Consider the following 15,883-nt stretch of genomic DNA (forward strand, 5'->3'; position numbering starts at 1 on the left):
ATCGATGTGATTTTATCATCCATGCATGACGTGGTGTTTGGATACGGAAATGAGCCGGTCATTGATAATTTGACGCTGGACATCCGTGCCGGACAATTCATCGGCATCGCGGGGTCGAACGGCGCGGCCAAAACGACTTTGCTCAAGCTGATGCTGGGGCTGCTTAAGCCCTGGAGCGGTTCGGTCCGGTTGGGCGGGGTTCAGGAAGACGGTTCAAAGATGACGGTGGGCTATGTGCCGCAGCAAGTGGCTTCGTTTAATGCCGGTTTTCCCAGCAAAGTGATCGAGCTGGTCCGTTCGGGCTGCTATTCCCGCGTCGGACTGTTCGGCCGGTTCAAGGAAGAACATCGGCAGGCGGTGGAGCGCAGCTTGAAACAGGTAGGCATGTGGGAGTTTCGCCATCGCAAAGTCGGAGAGTTGTCGGGAGGTCAAAAGCAACGCGTATGCATCGCCCGCGCACTGGCCCAGGAGCCGCAGGTGCTCGTGTTGGATGAGCCCATGACGGGGATGGATGCGGCAACCCGGGCGGAGCTTTACAAACTGCTGAGAGAGAGCGTAACCGAGCAAGGTCGAACCGTGATTATGGTCACGCATGGACTTGAGGAAGCGGAGCCTTATCTTGATACATTGATTCAATTGGAGCGGAAGGAGGATGAGGGATGGCGATGTTCGGTTACGAATTTATGCAGCGCGCCTTTTGGGCAGGAGGCTTGATCGGCATCATCGCTCCGCTGCTCGGCGTTTATCTTATGCTTCGCCGTCAGGCGTTGTTGGCGGATACGCTGTCCCATGTGTCCCTTGCCGGGGTAGCTTTGGGCTCGGTGATGGCTTTGAATCCTTCCCTCAGCGGTTTTGCCGTGGCCGTTGCCGGAGGCATTGTCATCGAGCAGCTTCGCCGCTCGTACCGTACATACAGCGAGCTGCCGGTCGCGATCATCATGACTTCGGGGCTGGCGCTTGCGGTTGTGCTGATGAGCTTAAAGCAAAATTGGAGCAAAAGCTTCAGCTCCTATCTGTTCGGTTCCATTGTGGCGGTGAGCGATACCCAGTTGCTGCTGATTGCCGCCGTAGCGCTGGTCGGGCTGCTTTATTTTATCATCCTGCGGCGTCCTCTTTACAATCTGACTTTCGATGAGGAAACGGCCGCGGCATCCGGCGTCAGGGTCAAGCTGCTGTCTTTCTCCTTTGCCGTGTTGACCGGGATGACCGTCGCCGCCGCCATGCCGGTTGTAGGGGTGCTTCTGGTTTCGGCGCTGATCGTTCTGCCGGCCTCGCTGGCGTTGCGCGTTGCCTCCGGTTTTGCGGCGGCGCTTCTGATTTCCGTCGGCACCGGCCTGGCCGGCGTTTTTTCCGGCCTGACGCTATCCTATTATATCGATACGCCGCCGGGCGGGACGATTGCTCTGATTTTGCTGGCTTTCCTGCTGACGACGTTGCTGGTACAAAAGCTGCTGCGGCTTCATGGGCGGCGCAGCACCAAAAAACAATATGAAAAAAAGGGGTACATGAAGCATGAAATTTTGGAATCGTAGTTTAACGGTTTTGTCCTTATCGGTGATGCTGGTTGCGGCCGGTTGCGGCTCAAATGCAGGAACGGCAGGGAATAATGGCTCGTCCGCCGCGCCCGAGACGGGTGCGGATAAGTCTGCAGCGGAAATCCTGGAAATCAGGACGAGTTTTTATCCGATGTATGAATTTACCCGTCATGTAGCGGGGGATCTGGCTAACGTGGAGAATCTGGTGCCCGCCGGGATGGAACCGCATGATTGGGAGCCGACGCCGCAGGATATGGCCGCCATTTCCGAGGCCGATGTGCTCGTGTACAACGGAGCGGGCATGGAAGGCTGGATTGAGCAAGTCCTGGACAGCGCCAAGGGCACCGGGCTTAAAGCGATTGAAGCCAGTCACGGGATCGAGGTCATGGAAGGCTCGGGAGAGCATGATCATGGACATGAACATGGGCACGACGAGCATGCGCATGAGGAAGGCGATCATGCGCATGAAGATGGTGAACATGCTCATGAACATGGCGAACACGCTCATGAAGGTGAAGAGAGCGGACACGGCCATCACCATGATCACGGTGGCCTGGATCCTCATGTTTGGCTGTCGCCGGCATTGGCGATTCAAGAAGTTCGCAACATTGAACAAGGCTTGGCCGAAGCGGCTCCGCAATACGCGGACCAGTTTAAGGCCAACGCCGACGCTTATGTCGCCGAGTTGGAGGCGCTCGACAAGGAATTTACCGAAGGGTTGAAGGACAGTAAGCGCAAGGACTTCATTACACAGCATGCCGCATTTGGGTACCTCGCCAAACAATACGGATTGACCCAGGTTCCGATTGCCGGGTTATCCCCGGATCAAGAGCCGTCGGCGGCCCAAATGGCCGGGATTGTCGAGTTTGCCAAAGAGCATAACGTGAAGACGATCTTCTTTGAAACTTTGGTCTCTTCCAAGGTGGCCGATACGATCGCTTCCGAAATCGGGGCAAAATCGGCGGTGCTGAATCCGATAGAAGGTTTGACGGAAGAAGAGTTGGCCGGCGGCCTCGACTATATTGCGGTCATGCGGCAAAACCTGGACGCGTTGAAGACGGCGTTAAACGAATAAGGCTTGGCGAATCGGTGGCGGAAATCTGATTACCGGGGGAGATGTAAGGATGGAGAACAAACGAAATCGCTTGATTCAAGCCATGGAGTCCAAAGGGTTGCGCATAACCTCGCAGCGCAGATGGATCGCGGAGCTGTTCTCCGTCTCCACCGGGTTCGTGTTGCCGCGCCAGGTTCACGCTTATATCGCGGAGCGTCTTCCGGGGGTTAGTTACGATACGGTGTATCGAAATCTTCGTTTGCTCACGGAGATCAACCTGATTGAACAATTCGATTTTCCGGAGGGGGTCCGCTTTAAGCTGAGATGCGGGCCGGATCGTCACCACCATCATCTCATCTGCATCAAATGCCTGCAAACCTTTCCAATCGATTTTTGTCCGCTGGACAACACGATCGATTTGCCGGAATCGTTCCAGGTTCTATCGCACAAATTCGAAATTCACGGCCTATGCGGCGCATGTGCCGCAAGTTAAGGAGGGAAGAGCAGCCATGGCCAAGAAATCAAAAGTGATTAAAGAACAGAAGAGACAAGCGCTGGTGCAAAAATACGCCGAGAAACGCCGGGAACTGAAAGAAAAAGGGGATTTCGCGGCTTTGCAAAAGCTGCCCCGCGATTCGTCGCCCACTCGGTTGCATAACCGTTGTTCGGTATCGGGGCGGCCAAGAGGATACATCAGCAAATATAAGGTGTCCCGGATCGTCTTTCGCGAACTGGCCCACCAAGGGAAAATTCCCGGCGTGAGAAAGGCCAGTTGGTAATTTGGTTTTCTGCCGATTTGGGGCCGTATTCAATTCGGAATTGCCTCCGAGTAAGAATTGCGTCCGATTCGGAATTGCCTCCCGATTGGGCGGAAAGTGACCCCGGTTTTTGTTCCTGTCTTCGCTTGAGAATATAGCGCCATTTTATGGCGCTATTTGCTTTGAGCGGGGAATCGCGATTGAAAAATTGACACTTGACGAAACAAACGAGGTGGCGTCAATGAACCGACGGGTCCCGTTCGTACGCTAACGCTTGTCAGAACGCTTATATGGGCAAAAGAGCATGTTCTATCTTTCTAACGCTGATCACACGCTTTATATGGGCGAAACAGGCCCATTTCTGAAGAGAAACCGGGAAATAAGCTTTCCCGTAAGCGTTAGATGATGTACATCCCTGTTTCGCCTTAAATAACGTCGCTCCCAAGCGTTAGATTCTCACCCGCTCACCGCACACCCGCTCACCCGCTCACCTGGTTCCGCCATTCCTCCAATAGCGCGCGTTCATCCAATTCGTATCCGATGATAACCATATAGGAAGGACCTTGATATTCCGCGCGTTCATAGTCGATCCGCTTGCCCGCAAACTGAACCAGCGAGGCGCCCCGCACGCCGCCCAGCGGAACGTATCCTTTGGCACGGAGCACCTGCTTTCCTTTGGACTTTAACCATTTTTCCAACGGTTTTAGAGAAATCGGCACCGCCCCGTTGATCGGAATCAAGACGCTTTGAATGCGGGAAAAAGAAGCGTTCCCCTGCCCGTCCGGCTCTCCGGACGCGCCGATAGCAGAATGGGCATGCCGGACAGGCGCCATTTTGAGACGTCCGGTGGTTTGGGCTTGTCGTTGTAAGGGGCGAAGTCCATCCATCACGGGGTCGGGGCTGAATTTACCGAACGTGGTGTGGAAGACGGCGGCTTGATCGTTATGTTTCCGAATCATACGGACTACTTTGGAGAGATGCGGGTCGGAGACGAGGTCCCGCTTATTGACCAGGATGACGTCCGCCACCTCCAGTTGTCGGCGCAGCGTATGGACGAGCTGTTTATCGGAGGCGAATATGCTGCCGTACTCGAGCGCGTTTTCGGCATCGATCACGGTGATGATCTTGTGCAAGGTCACTTCGTTCAGCAACTCGGGTTCGGCCATGGCATCGACGACCTCCTCCGGATTGGCTACGCCGGTCAGTTCCACAAGAATCACGTCGGGGGCCAGAGCGAGCAGGCTTTTCATAGAACCGGCAATTTCGCTTTTCTTGCTGCAGCAGATGCAGCCGTCGAACAGCTTTTCCAGGGCAAGTCCCTGGACAGCTTCGGACAGGATTCGGCCGTCCACGTCGGCTTTGCCCAACTCGTTCATCAAGATTGCCGGTCTAAGCTTCCGGTCGTGCAGCGTTTGGATCAGTTCAAGCAGCAGCGTGGTTTTGCCGCTGCCCAAAAAACCGCTGATAATGATCACGGGAGTTTTCATGGGTTCCCTCCTGACTCAAGTTTCCTTATCTATTCAACGCTAACATTCAGAAAATCAAAGTTCGGATAGATATATGGGACGTCCGGTCTTTCGATCGGGGCGGATTCCGCAACATCGATTTTGATAATCGGATTTCCGTTATATTCGGTCTGGCCGAGGGTGCCTTTCAACTGCACCCAGGTGTCGTCTTTGAGGTCCGAGGCGCCGTCGAATTCGGCCAGCACCCCGTAGGGCGTCGCATCCGCGGTGCAGCATTGAACGGCGATTCTCCCGATCACCAGCTGATTATCCGCCAGACCCGGTTCGCGGTAGACGAAACCGGCGATTTCGATTTCCTTGCCGATAAAGGATTCCTTAAACACGACGATCGCAGATAAAATCTCCATATAGATTTCCGGCTTGACGTGGATCACCGGAAGCACGTAAATCCGTTTGGCCAGCTCGGCCAGTTCCCGGTCAAACTCGTCTTCCGCCGGAAACAAGCGGTCCAACGATTCGGCCGATCCGGCATCGGTTGCGGCTTCTTCCTCGTCGGGGGCCGAAGTGGGAGAGCCCTCCGATGAATTGCCGGAGGCATCGGCCGGAGCCTCGATGGAATCGACGGCCGCTGCCGTTGGCGGCGTGTAGCCCGTCGTGGCGTAAGGGGAAGGGCCGGTCCCCAGGATCATGCCTTTTTTGTTCGCAAAAGAGCCGCCAAGCACGGTATCGGGCAGCAAAAAGCCAAGCAGCAAGGGCAGGGCGAGCACCCCGTAAAGGAAGCTTGACTTGAGCCTGGGTCGGGCCGGCGGATTGCCGCAGCAATCGCAGGCGATGACGGAGCCTTTATAGCTTCTGTAGGCAATAAAGCCCTGAATGACAGCCAGCGCGTAGAGGAGCAAAGCGGCGGCTTTAACCAAGGGCATGATGCGTACGCCGATATACAGCTGCAGGCTGTCCGTTTCGACCAAATAAGCGATATATACAGAAAGGCCCAGCAACAAAACGGTTCTGACGATAGGATGAAAAAGCGTAGCCGATTTGCGTTCCTTCATCATACTCCCCTCCTTTCTTCCGTTATCTCAGCAGCCATTGATCCAGCCCGATGCTGAACACGAGCACCGTTACCGGGATCACCACCGCCAAGGTGACCACGAATTTCGTTTTGAATGCCGATAACAGCATCAGCGTTCCCTTGAGGTCAAGCATCGGCCCCAGTACCAGGAAGGTGATCAGCGACCCTGCGGAAAAGGTACTCACAAAAGAAGAAGCGACAAAGGCGTCCGAGGTCGAGCAGATCGAAAGAAGATAAGCAAAACCGGCCATCAGCAGGTGAGACGAGACGGGGCCTTGACCGTACGCCGCCAGCTGTCCCGTATTGACAAACGTATGTATCATGGCCGTAATCAATGCGCCGATAGCAAAATATTTGCTCATTTCAAAAAATTCATTTAACGCATGTACAAAAAAAGCGGTGAGTTTGCCCGTCCAGGTATCGTGTTTGCCGCTTTCGGGGGTTTCGTCATAAAGCGTTTGAAAATTCACGCGCAGCGGAGAATAGCGGACAAACCGGTATACGATCAACCCGACGGTGAAAGAAACCGCGACGGCCAGCCCCATTCTGGAGTAAATCACCTCCGGGCGATTGCGAAAAGCGGAATACGTTGCGAACAGAACCACCGGATTCAGAATCGGCCCGCTCAAGATAAAAACCGTGGCGATGTAAACCGGCATTCCCTTGGCGACAAGCCGGCGCACGACCGGAATCATACCGCATTCGCAAATGGGGAAGAGCATGCCGCCCAAACTGGCGAACAGCATGCCCAGCAAGGGGTTCCGGGGGATGATCCGCGCCAAGCGTTGCTCCGAAACAAATGATTGCAGCAATGACGAGGAAATGACCCCAAGCAAAATAAACGGCAGAGCTTCGAGAAAAATGCTGATAAACATCGTTTTAAAGGTAAACAGTTCCGCCGGAAGATGGGATTGAAGCGAAGCCATGGATAAAGTCCCTTCTATTTCTACTAATTCATGGTGATACATGGTCACTATTATTTTAATCGTAATGCTTACAAATAACAAGAAGATGAAGTCGCTTGATTTAATTGTTGACAAGAAAATGAACACATCCTTATACTGTTTACATCGTAAAAATTACGATTAGTCAGAAAAACAGCTGGCTATGGGGGGATCACGGTGGATTCGTTTACGATCCGAAGGCCTTGAAACGATGGTGGACGGCGGGACTGGGAACCGGTTCAAACCATCGCGCCCCATCCGGATTTTGAGCGCCAGTTGGAACAGGTCGAACTGGATCGCAAGGGGATCTTTTGGGTTTCATTGGCCGGATAAGAAGCCGCGAAAACGGTAAAGGAGTATGACCTTCATGAGCAAAAACAACAACACAAATTTTCGTCTTCCCCGCTCCAAGGGGACGGATATGGCCACCTATTTTATGCCAAAAGAGTGTAAAAAGAAAACCAAGCGCATCGTGCTTGCGCCTGCCAACCGGCAGATCGTTGAGGAGTTTATTGCGATACTCGGGATGAAAGAGAAATTTGAACAGTACGATGTTCCGATTCCCAATAAAATCGTCATGTTCGGACCGCCGGGCACCGGAAAAACGCTAACCGCCTTTTATCTCGCCGCTTGTCTGGAGCTCCCGTTAATTTTAGTGAGGCTGGACGCGGTGATTCATAGCCATTTGGGCGAGACGGGGAGCAATATTCGCAAAATATTTGATTACGCTAAAACCACGCCGTGCGTTTTGTTCCTGGATGAGTTCGACGCGGTCGGCAGAACGCGGGATAACAACGATGAGGTCAAGGAAATGGCCAGAGTAGTGAATACCTTGTTGCAATGCCTGGATGAATTCGAAGGAAGCAGCGTTTTCATCGCCGCTACCAATCTTGAAGCGGAATTGGATCAAGCGATTTGGCGCCGGTTTGATACGAAAATGACTTACGGCATGCCGGAAGATGCGGACAGAGAACAATTTATTCGCCTGCACCTGGAAGATTTCGAGCATGAGGGGGCGCTTCAGAAGGCGGCGTCGGATTTGCTGAGGGGGTGCAGCTTTGCCGATATGGAACAAATTCTGCTCAAGGCCAAGCGGAAGGCGATTATTGGAGATGCCCCGCTTGGCCGCGCGTATATCGAAGACGCTTATTCGGAATACAAGCCTAAAGTATGTCTTTAAACGATTGCAGAAAGGAGATCGCTTATGAGGCGTTTGAGAGCGAGGAGGTGGTTATTTCGCCGCGGTCCTTTTTTCTGGCGACGGCGCTGGAAAAAATTCGGCCAATCGGCTGTCGAGAATGAACAGAAGACGTCATGCAAAATGACAACTTCCCCCTTTCTTGCTAAAATGGAAAGATAGAATTCTTTCCGACGGAATCGAAGAAGGGAATGTGCGAAGTTATGAAAGAAAGCCAGTCCAAAGTAAGAGAGATGCTGGATACGATGGCGCGCAATGGCTGGAGAGTGACCGAACAGCGAAGAACGTTGGCGCAAATTTTTGCCGATCACGAAGGTTATCTGTCGCCCAAAGATGTTTATGATCAGATGTCCCTTCGTTATCCGAGCATGAGTCTGGACACGGTTTACCGCAATCTCCGGATGTTGAGCGAGATGGGGGTATTGGAGCATTTCTACTTTATGGATGGCGGCCTGAAATTCAAAGATAACTGTACGGCGCACCATCACCATCACTTGATTTGCGTCAATTGCGAAAAAACGCTTCCGTTTGATTATTGTCCGATGGATCATGGCCTGGAGTTGCCCGGGAACTACAAAGTGCTGCGGCATCGTTTTGAGGTTTACGGCATTTGCGAAGCTTGCCAGATGCTGCAGAGCGAAGAACCTCCAAAGTAATCGCGCGAATCGAAGGAGCCTGCCTCTTCGCGGTAAGAGGGCAGGCTGCAAAGAAGCATCGAAACAAAATTTGATTAATAATCGTAAAAATTACAATTAAGGTGGTTGGGGCTTTTTGGGCTTAAGAAGGGTGCTGCGTGCGATGGGGTAGAAAACAAGGGCGAATGAGGTTGTCGTTTAATCGTAATATTTACTATTAAAGTGAGGGGAGTGCTTATGGGAAGGGGACTGAGGATGCCTTGGTATGAAAGAAGCTTTGGCGAGGACTATTTGTTGGTTTACAAGCATCGCAATCAACGGGAAGCTGATCGCTTTGTTCAATGGGTGATGGAATGGTTACGGCTGCCGGCGGGAAGCCGGGTGCTCGACCTTTGCTGCGGAGCGGGCAGACATGCGCTGGCGCTGGCCGAAGCCGGCTATCGCGTCACGGGCGCGGATCTTTCCCCCGTACTGCTGCACAAGGCTAAGGAAGCCGATGCTGCCGGATGCGTCAGGTGGGTTGAAACCGATATGCGCGCTTTGCCGGAAGACGGCACTTTTACGGAAAACTTCGATGCGGTCGTCAATTTGTTCACTTCGTTCGGCTATTTCGAGACCGACGGCGAACAGCTGGGCGTCCTGAAGCAAATCCGGAAGGCGCTCATGCCGGGCGGCCGTTTTGTCATCGATGTGTTGAACGCCGGGTATATCCGAGATCATCTCGTTCCCTTTTCCAGGCGGGAAGAGGACGGGGCGGTGATTACCGAGAGCCGGTCGATCCAACAGGGCTTCGTGGTCAAGGATATCGTGATTGAGGAACCGGGGAGCGGGCGTCGAAGCTACAGGGAACGCGTGAAGCTCTATTCGCCGGAGGCGATGGAAAGCCTGCTGAAAAGCGCGGGACTCCGGCTGGACGCCATGCGCGGAAGTTACGACGGGGAAGCTTACGATGAGCGGCGTTCTCCGCGCATGATCCTGCTGGGGGAACGGGAGCCGTGAACAACAACCTGACGCAACCCCAAACTGCCGGAAGCCGCTTCCTGTTCTCCGGGATCGTGATCATGCTGGCCGCCTTGCTGCTGGTGTCGGTTACGGTCGCGGTGATGCTGGGGCCAGTGGCGATCGACCCGGCGACCGTCTGGAAGATCGCATTTTCCCATGTACCGGGCTTCTCTGGAGGGGTGGAGGAAACCTGGAGTGCCGGCCAAGGGCATATCGTATGGGATATCCGCTTCCCCAGGGTCCTGCTTGGCGTGATCGTCGGTGCCGGATTATCCGTTGCCGGCGTCGCCGCGCAGGCGCTCATGCGCAATTCGCTGGCCGATCCTTATATTCTTGGCGTATCGTCGGGAGCTTCGGTCGGGGCGACACTCGTCATCCTATTCGGAGCGTTTCAATTTTTCGGACAATATGCTCTGTCTCTCTCGGCTTTTCTCGGTTCGCTGGCCGCGATGGGGATGGTGTATCTGCTGGCGCGGGTAAGGGGTACCCTTTCCACCACGAGGTTATTACTGTCGGGAATCGCCATTTCCATGATGATGTCGGCGGCCACGAACTTTATCGTTACGATGGCGCCGCGGGAGGAGGGCATTCGCACGGCGCTGTATTGGATGATGGGCAGCTTAACGGGGGCGAAATGGGCGTATTTGGGCCTCCCCGCTTTCGTTGTCTTCGCCGGCGCTGCGCTGCTGTTGATCCAGTATCGGGCGTTGAACTCGCTGTTGATGGGCGATGATGCGGCCGTTACCCTGGGCGTGGACATCCAGCGTCTGCGCATCGGCTTGATCCTGATCCTGGCGCTGCTCACCGGCACGCTTGTCGCCATCAGCGGTTCCATCGGGTTTGTCGGGCTGATGATTCCGCATATCGTCAGGCTGCTTGTCGGGTCGGACCATCGCCGGGTGCTCCCGATCAGCTTGCTGCTGGGAGCCCTCTTCATCGTATGGGCGGATGTCCTGGCCAGACTCGTTCTGGCGCCGGAAGAGTTGCCGATCGGCATCGTCACCGCGTTATGCGGCGGCCCGTTTTTTATCTGGCTGCTGCGGCGCAGCTCGTATACATTCGGGGGTGGACAGGAATGAACATCAAAGTGGAGGAGTTGTCCTTCGGCATTCGGGACAAACGCTTGATCGAAGCCATTTCCCTGGAAATCCGCGAAGGGGAATTTGTCGGGCTGATCGGTCCGAACGGCAGCGGCAAATCGACACTGCTCAAAAATATGTACCGCGTGCTGAAGCCCGACATGGGCGGTGTCTACCTGAACGGACAGGATTTGTCCCGCATGACGCATAAGGAAACGGCGCGGCAGATGGCGGTCGTCAGTCAGGAAGCGAACGTCGCTTTCGATTTTACGGTCAGGGATATTGTCATGATGGGGCGCGCTCCCCATAAGCGCATGCTGGAGGCGGACTGCGCGCGGGACCGCGAGATCGCGGAGCAGGCTTTGGCGCGGGTTGGTCTGGGGCATGCCGCTTCCGGCAGCTTTTCCACCTTGTCGGGGGGCGAGAAGCAGCGCGTGCTGATCGCAAGGGCGCTGGCCCAGGAAGCCGGCTTTTTGATCCTGGACGAACCGACCAACCATCTGGATATCCGCTACCAGCTGCAGATGATGGATTTGGTCAAGACGCTCCGGTTGACCTCGCTCGCCGCGCTTCACGATTTGAATATCGCCGCCTATTACTGCGATCGCATTTATGTGCTGGAGGCCGGCAGGATCGTGGCCTCGGGGAGCCCCGATGAGGTGTTGCGGCCGGAATTGTTGCGCCGCGTGTTCGGCGTGGAGACGCAAATTTCGCGGCATCCTTATACGGGAAAACCGTCGATTACCTACTTGCCGGAGACGATCGCAAACCGATGAAGAAGGAGGGAGAAGGATGGCTTTGACCCGATGCAGCTATTGCGGATATGCGTATGACGAATGGAACGGCGAAGCGCGGAACGGCGTGCCGGCGGGAACACCGATGGCGAAGCTGGCGGGAACGGTGTGTTCGCGCTGCGGACTACAAGGCGTCCGGCATGAGCGCCAGCCGAGCCCAAAGTATGAAGGAGATGAAGCCGAGTATTACGACCAGTTTGCCGGCAAAGCGGGGATCGATTTTTACCGGAACTGGCTGGAGACCTCGGCGAAGCCGGTCAGGGTGCTGGAGCTCGGCGTCGGCAGCGGGCGTTTGGCCGCCGAGCTTGCCCCGCAGACGGAGCGGTACTGCGGCGTCGATTGGAGCCCGCGCATGCTGAAGACGGCGGAAACGAAACGAAAGCGCATCTTCAAAAGCGAAGCGGAAGAACGGCTGCAGCTGGTAGAGGCGAATGCCTTGGATTGTCGCTTCGAGTCGGCCTTTACCCACGTCCTCTGTCCTGACGGATTCCTCCAGCATTTTACGCTGATGGAGGAGCATGTCGCGTTGCTGCGCATTTTGCATCGCAGCTTGGAGGACGGGGGCCATGTCGCCGTGGATGTGCATTTGCCGCCGGCCGGCGCAGGTTGGCAAGCGCGGCAAAGGAAGCAACTGCAGCCGAATAAATGGGTCTCCCGCCAGCTGGAAGGGGAGACATCCCTGTCCCGGCAGCTGTTTCGCTGCACTGTCGATTACGAAACGTATATCGACGGTGCGATGACTTCCCGGTACCGGGTTGAACGCGAATACGCTTTGATCACGCCCAAGGAGACCGCTTTGCTGCTAACTTCGGCAGGGTTCGAAATGACCCGGGCCGTTTGGAATTTCGGCTTGTCCGAGGCCTGGCCGACGGCGCTTCCTTACGGAATAAACCGGGCGGCCGACGGACTCGGAGCGGCGGAAACGATCAAGGAAGCGATAGCGGCGGGAAAAAACGTAATGCCATACCGTCCCCATATTTGGGGAAACGGCGGATACCCGCTTGCCGGCGCAATGCCGGGCGAAGCGCCGGATGCTCCGGCAACGGTGACGCTGATTGCCCGCAAGCTTTAAAGAAACATACAACGATCCTACGAAGGAGAAAGCTCATGAAAAAGATTATCACCCCGGCGTTTTTGCTGGTTATTCTTATTTTACTCACGGTTCTGTCCGCCTGCGGCGGCGGCAAAGGTCCGTCGGCCTCCCCCGCCTCGCCCTCAAGCTCCTCCGCCGCCCCTTCAGCGGGCGGGGAGGTCCCCGTCGAATTGGAGAATATGGGAGAGAAGCTTCGTTTCCCGGAAGCGCCGAAGCGAGCCGTAACGCTCAATCAGCATGCAACCGAGGTGATGCTGGCGCTGGGTCTCGAATCGTCGATGGTGGGGACGGCTTATCTGGATGACCGCATCCTGCCCGAGTTTGAGGAAAAGTATGACCAGATCCCGGTATTATCGGATAAATATCCTTCCAAGGAAGTTTTTCTGGACGCTTCGCCCGATTTCGCTTACGCAGGATGGCAAAGCGCGTTCACGGAGGAGACGCTCGGTTCCCGGGCGGATTTGGCCGCTCAAGGCGTGATGACCTATGTGCAGGAATCCTCCAATAAGCCGAAGCCGACGCTTGAAGATGTGTACCGGGACATTTTGAACATCGGGAACATTTTCCGCGCCCAAGACCGGGCCGAAGCGCTGGTGGACGGAATTCGCGGCCAACTGGAAGAGATTCAGGCGCAAATCGGCTCCGTAGATCAGCCGCTTCAGGTTTTCGTCTATGACAGCGGGGAGGACAAGGCGTTTACGGCGGCCAATACGTACTTAACCAGCCTGATCAACCAGCTAGGCGGGAAAAATATTTTTGACGACATCGATAAGGGTTGGACGGAAGTAAGCTGGGAAGAGGTGGTGCACCGCGACCCGGATGTGATCGTGATCGTCGACTACGGGGACGAAACCGCGGAGCAGAAGAAAGAGCGCTTGCTGAATATGGTCTCGTTAGGCGATGTAAAGGCGATTCGCGACGCTCGCTTTATCGTGCTGCCGCTGTCGGCGGCGGCCGAAGGCGTCCGGGCGCCGATCGCGCTGAAAACGCTCGCCGCCGGGATGTATCCGGATCGAGTCAAACCGTAACCCAAGCAATCCATGCCTGAGATTCGCGGCGAAAGAGGGGGCAGACAAAATGAAAATCGTTCCGATTCTGATCTTATCGGGGTTCCTGGGAAGCGGAAAAACGACCTTCCTGACCCGAATGCTGGATGACTGTCTAAAAAAGGGGATCCGGCCGGCCGTCATTATGAACGAAGTGGGCGATGTCAATTTGGACGGTAAATTGGTGAATGCGGAGGTGCCGATGAGCGAAATGCTCAGCGGCTGCATCTGCTGTACGATTCGCGGCGACTTGGCCATGGAGACCCGGCGGTTGATCGATGAAGCCGCTCCCGATTTGATTTTCGTTGAAGCGACGGGGGTTGCCAACCCGATCGAAATCCTGGACGCGATCACGGAGGCGGCGATGCTTACCCCCATCGAGATTCGGGCGATGATCACCGTCGTCGACGCAGCGCATTTTCTGCAGCGCTCCCGCGGAGGAAAGGGCAAAACCTACCGGTTGATGACGGATCAAATCCGGTGCGCCTCGATGCTTGTCCTGAACAAAAGCGACCTGGCGGGCGCGGAAGAATTAAAGGAAATCCGGAAGCGCCTGACCGAGTTGAACCCGTTTGCGCCGATCGTAACCACGGCCCATTGCGAAATGGACGAGGCCGTTTGGACGCGGGTGCTGGCCGGGAAGGAAGAAGCCGGCGCCCTGGACCGCCTGCTGGCCGGGCAGCGGGAGCGGCTCGCCGCCCCTGACGCTTCCGGCGAACAGCGGTGTGAACACGGGCACGGGCATGAGCACGGCCATGACCATAAGCATGCACACGAGCACGGCGACAGCCATTCCGGGCACCTTCATTCTTACGACCATGTCATGGTATGTTCGCACTATTTTTCGGAACCGATCGATGGCGGCCGTTTGGAGCGGGTAATGAAGGATTTGCCCGCCGGGGTTTACCGGGCGAAAGGCATCTTTACCTCCAGCGGAACCGGGGAGCGGGTGATGTTCCAATATGCCTACAGGCAACTGGAGCTCATTCCGATCCGGCCGCAAGGTCAAGTCCGGGACGTAGCCGTTTTTATCGGGGAGCATTTTTCAGAGCAGGCCCTGCTCGGGCAGTTGGAGGGAGTCATGAAGTCCTCATAAGCCGGTACCACAAAAAAGAAGAAGCGGCACGCTGATGTGTCGCTTCTTCTTTGGGGTTGAGCTGTTTTAGCCGGCTACGCAGGCGGCAAATTGTTTTTGGAACCAGGCCTCGTCCAAATTCCGGCCGATCACGACGAATTCGCTGACGGGCGCCTCGCCGGGCTTCCAATCCCGGTCCGGGTATGCGCCGAACAGCATGTGAATGCCTTGGAAGACCACTCTTTTTTTGCTGCCTTTGATATTCAGCACCCCTTTATAGCGGAACGTGTCCACGCCGTGTTCAACCAGCCATTCGCTAATGAAACGTTCCACCTTCTTCAAATCGAGCGGGCGGGATTCGCGGAAAAACACGGAAGACACTTCGTCATCGTGGTCATGGTGCTCTTCTTCCAGGAATCCGGGTTCAAGCTCCAATTTTTTCTCCAAATCGAAAGCGCTGATGCCCAGAATGCGGTCGATTTCAATTTGCGACTGCCGCGTACGGTAGATCTTGGCGGCCTGATTCATCGCATGCAGGCGTCCTTCCAATTGCTCAAGCTCTTTCTCGGTAACCAGATCCGTTTTGTTGAGCAGCAGCACATCGGCGAAAGCTACCTGCTCCTGCGCTTCATGGCCCTCGTCCAGATGCTGGCCGGCATGCTTGGCGTCCACGACGGTGACGATCGCGTCCAGTTTATAGAAATTGGCGACTTCATCATCGACGAAAAAGGTTTGCGCCACCGGGGCGGGGTCGGCCAAGCCGGTGGTTTCGATCAGAACGCGGTCAAAATCGGCTTTGCGGCGGCCGCTCTGTCCGAGCTTCGCATCCTTCAAATCGGCTAGAATGCGGATGAGGTCGCCGCGCACCGTACAGCAAATACATCCGTTGTTCATTTCAAAAATTTCTTCGTCCGCACCCACGACCAGTTGGTTGTCGATGCCGACTTCGCCGAACTCGTTGACGATGACCGCGATTTTCTGGCCATGCTCCGCGGTGAGCACATGGTTCAGCAGCGTCGTCTTTCCGGCGCCGAGGAACCCGGTTAATACCGTAACGGGAATACGGGGATCTTGAATAGTGGTCATTTCGCTCGCTCCTTTGCCACAATACTGTGGTTTTATGTTAATCGTA

Annotated in this window: 18 protein-coding genes; 14 read left to right on the forward strand and 4 right to left on the reverse strand. The window is 55.4% G+C overall.

Features of this window, described 5'->3' with window-relative positions:
* Window positions 1-6 precede the first annotated feature (6 nt).
* From ACZF99_RS09555 to rpsN, 5 genes are read left to right on the forward strand one after another with little or no spacing between them, the layout of a single operon-like run.
* On the forward strand, window positions 7-714 hold the full coding sequence (locus tag ACZF99_RS09555) for a metal ABC transporter ATP-binding protein (RefSeq protein WP_483611176.1): 708 nt from the start codon (window positions 7-9) through the stop codon (window positions 712-714).
* Window positions 660-1,532 carry a metal ABC transporter permease gene (locus ACZF99_RS09560; RefSeq protein WP_483611178.1) on the forward strand — a complete coding sequence of 291 codons (873 nt, stop codon included), beginning with the start codon at window positions 660-662 and terminating at the stop codon, window positions 1,530-1,532. The genes ACZF99_RS09555 and ACZF99_RS09560 overlap by 55 nt, the downstream gene beginning before the upstream one ends.
* On the forward strand, window positions 1,513-2,610 hold the full coding sequence (locus ACZF99_RS09565) for a metal ABC transporter substrate-binding protein (protein ID WP_483611180.1): 1,098 nt from the start codon (window positions 1,513-1,515) through the stop codon (window positions 2,608-2,610). Before ACZF99_RS09560 ends, ACZF99_RS09565 begins: the two co-directional genes overlap by 20 nt.
* Before the next feature lie 49 nt (window positions 2,611-2,659).
* Entirely contained in the window at window positions 2,660-3,082 is a 423-nt protein-coding gene (locus ACZF99_RS09570; RefSeq protein WP_483611182.1) for a Fur family transcriptional regulator, read from the forward strand.
* 16 nt (window positions 3,083-3,098) lie between these two features.
* Window positions 3,099-3,368 carry a 30S ribosomal protein S14 gene (gene rpsN, locus ACZF99_RS09575; RefSeq protein WP_483611184.1) on the forward strand — a complete coding sequence of 90 codons (270 nt, stop codon included), beginning with the start codon at window positions 3,099-3,101 and terminating at the stop codon, window positions 3,366-3,368.
* A 458-nt stretch (window positions 3,369-3,826) separates the two neighbouring features.
* On the opposite strand, the gene ACZF99_RS09580 is transcribed toward rpsN, so the two are convergent.
* The 3 genes from ACZF99_RS09580 to ACZF99_RS09590 are packed head-to-tail and all read right to left on the reverse strand — an operon-like array spanning window position 3,827 to window position 6,811.
* Window positions 3,827-4,834, reverse strand: coding sequence for a CobW family GTP-binding protein (locus tag ACZF99_RS09580; protein WP_483611186.1), 1,008 nt, complete (start codon window positions 4,832-4,834; stop codon window positions 3,827-3,829).
* Window positions 4,835-4,863: 29 nt separating this feature from the next.
* Window positions 4,864-5,865: a TIGR03943 family putative permease subunit gene (locus ACZF99_RS09585; RefSeq protein WP_483611187.1), complete on the reverse strand. Its 1,002-nt coding sequence runs from the start codon at window positions 5,863-5,865 to the stop codon at window positions 4,864-4,866.
* 22 nt (window positions 5,866-5,887) lie between these two features.
* Complete coding sequence (locus tag ACZF99_RS09590) at window positions 5,888-6,811, reverse strand: permease (RefSeq protein ID WP_483611189.1); 924 nt, start codon at window positions 6,809-6,811, stop codon at window positions 5,888-5,890.
* Window positions 6,812-7,075: 264 nt separating this feature from the next.
* Here ACZF99_RS09590 and ACZF99_RS09595 point away from each other — a divergent pair, with 264 nt between their 5' ends.
* The 9 genes from ACZF99_RS09595 to ACZF99_RS09635 all read left to right on the forward strand — a co-directional run bounded on the left by ACZF99_RS09595 (window position 7,076) and on the right by ACZF99_RS09635 (window position 14,772).
* The gene (locus ACZF99_RS09595; protein WP_483612629.1) at window positions 7,076-7,162 is read left to right on the forward strand and encodes a hypothetical protein; all 87 of its coding nucleotides are present in this window, start codon (window positions 7,076-7,078) and stop codon (window positions 7,160-7,162) included.
* A 34-nt stretch (window positions 7,163-7,196) separates the two neighbouring features.
* Window positions 7,197-8,009, forward strand: coding sequence for an AAA family ATPase (locus tag ACZF99_RS09600; protein WP_483611191.1), 813 nt, complete (start codon window positions 7,197-7,199; stop codon window positions 8,007-8,009).
* A 221-nt stretch (window positions 8,010-8,230) separates the two neighbouring features.
* Window positions 8,231-8,683, forward strand: a complete 453-nt coding sequence (locus ACZF99_RS09605) for a Fur family transcriptional regulator (protein ID WP_483611193.1) — start codon at window positions 8,231-8,233, stop codon at window positions 8,681-8,683.
* 234 nt (window positions 8,684-8,917) lie between these two features.
* Window positions 8,918-9,661: a class I SAM-dependent methyltransferase gene (locus ACZF99_RS09610; protein WP_483611195.1), complete on the forward strand. Its 744-nt coding sequence runs from the start codon at window positions 8,918-8,920 to the stop codon at window positions 9,659-9,661.
* Window positions 9,662-9,723: 62 nt separating this feature from the next.
* The gene (locus tag ACZF99_RS09615) at window positions 9,724-10,743 is read left to right on the forward strand and encodes a FecCD family ABC transporter permease (RefSeq protein WP_483612631.1); all 1,020 of its coding nucleotides are present in this window, start codon (window positions 9,724-9,726) and stop codon (window positions 10,741-10,743) included.
* The gene (locus ACZF99_RS09620) at window positions 10,740-11,519 is read left to right on the forward strand and encodes an ABC transporter ATP-binding protein (RefSeq protein ID WP_483611197.1); all 780 of its coding nucleotides are present in this window, start codon (window positions 10,740-10,742) and stop codon (window positions 11,517-11,519) included. The genes ACZF99_RS09615 and ACZF99_RS09620 overlap by 4 nt, the downstream gene beginning before the upstream one ends.
* A 16-nt stretch (window positions 11,520-11,535) precedes the next feature.
* Window positions 11,536-12,609, forward strand: a complete 1,074-nt coding sequence (locus ACZF99_RS09625) for a methyltransferase domain-containing protein (RefSeq protein WP_483611199.1) — start codon at window positions 11,536-11,538, stop codon at window positions 12,607-12,609.
* A gap of 35 nt (window positions 12,610-12,644) precedes the next feature.
* Window positions 12,645-13,658 (forward strand): ABC transporter substrate-binding protein, encoded by a 1,014-nt coding sequence (locus ACZF99_RS09630; protein ID WP_483611201.1) that lies wholly within the window; start codon window positions 12,645-12,647, stop codon window positions 13,656-13,658.
* 49 nt (window positions 13,659-13,707) lie between these two features.
* On the forward strand, window positions 13,708-14,772 hold the full coding sequence (locus ACZF99_RS09635; protein WP_483611203.1) for a CobW family GTP-binding protein: 1,065 nt from the start codon (window positions 13,708-13,710) through the stop codon (window positions 14,770-14,772).
* Window positions 14,773-14,838: 66 nt separating this feature from the next.
* Here the strand turns inward: ACZF99_RS09635 and ACZF99_RS09640 are convergent, their stop codons facing one another.
* Window positions 14,839-15,837 (reverse strand): CobW family GTP-binding protein, encoded by a 999-nt coding sequence (locus ACZF99_RS09640; protein ID WP_483611205.1) that lies wholly within the window; start codon window positions 15,835-15,837, stop codon window positions 14,839-14,841.
* Between the last annotated feature and the right edge of the window lie 46 nt (window positions 15,838-15,883).

This window comes from Paenibacillus sp. JL3B1040, assembly GCF_057063165.1.

Excerpts from the sequence above, each read along its gene's own strand:
- ACZF99_RS09560 (WP_483611178.1), top strand. The coding sequence starts at position 660 with ATGGCGATGTTCGGTTACGAATTTATGCAGCGCGCCTTTTGGGCAGGA.
- ACZF99_RS09565 (WP_483611180.1), top strand. The coding sequence starts at position 1,513 with ATGAAATTTTGGAATCGTAGTTTAACGGTTTTGTCCTTATCGGTGATG.
- ACZF99_RS09570 (WP_483611182.1), top strand. The coding sequence starts at position 2,660 with ATGGAGAACAAACGAAATCGCTTGATTCAAGCCATGGAGTCCAAAGGG.
- rpsN (WP_483611184.1), top strand. The coding sequence starts at position 3,099 with ATGGCCAAGAAATCAAAAGTGATTAAAGAACAGAAGAGACAAGCGCTG.
- ACZF99_RS09580 (WP_483611186.1), bottom strand. The coding sequence starts at position 4,834 with ATGAAAACTCCCGTGATCATTATCAGCGGTTTTTTGGGCAGCGGCAAA.
- ACZF99_RS09585 (WP_483611187.1), bottom strand. The coding sequence starts at position 5,865 with ATGAAGGAACGCAAATCGGCTACGCTTTTTCATCCTATCGTCAGAACC.
- ACZF99_RS09590 (WP_483611189.1), bottom strand. The coding sequence starts at position 6,811 with ATGGCTTCGCTTCAATCCCATCTTCCGGCGGAACTGTTTACCTTTAAA.
- ACZF99_RS09600 (WP_483611191.1), top strand. The coding sequence starts at position 7,197 with ATGAGCAAAAACAACAACACAAATTTTCGTCTTCCCCGCTCCAAGGGG.
- ACZF99_RS09605 (WP_483611193.1), top strand. The coding sequence starts at position 8,231 with ATGAAAGAAAGCCAGTCCAAAGTAAGAGAGATGCTGGATACGATGGCG.
- ACZF99_RS09610 (WP_483611195.1), top strand. The coding sequence starts at position 8,918 with ATGCCTTGGTATGAAAGAAGCTTTGGCGAGGACTATTTGTTGGTTTAC.
- ACZF99_RS09615 (WP_483612631.1), top strand. The coding sequence starts at position 9,724 with ATGCTGGCCGCCTTGCTGCTGGTGTCGGTTACGGTCGCGGTGATGCTG.
- ACZF99_RS09620 (WP_483611197.1), top strand. The coding sequence starts at position 10,740 with ATGAACATCAAAGTGGAGGAGTTGTCCTTCGGCATTCGGGACAAACGC.
- ACZF99_RS09625 (WP_483611199.1), top strand. The coding sequence starts at position 11,536 with ATGGCTTTGACCCGATGCAGCTATTGCGGATATGCGTATGACGAATGG.
- ACZF99_RS09630 (WP_483611201.1), top strand. The coding sequence starts at position 12,645 with ATGAAAAAGATTATCACCCCGGCGTTTTTGCTGGTTATTCTTATTTTA.
- ACZF99_RS09635 (WP_483611203.1), top strand. The coding sequence starts at position 13,708 with ATGAAAATCGTTCCGATTCTGATCTTATCGGGGTTCCTGGGAAGCGGA.
- ACZF99_RS09640 (WP_483611205.1), bottom strand. The coding sequence starts at position 15,837 with ATGACCACTATTCAAGATCCCCGTATTCCCGTTACGGTATTAACCGGG.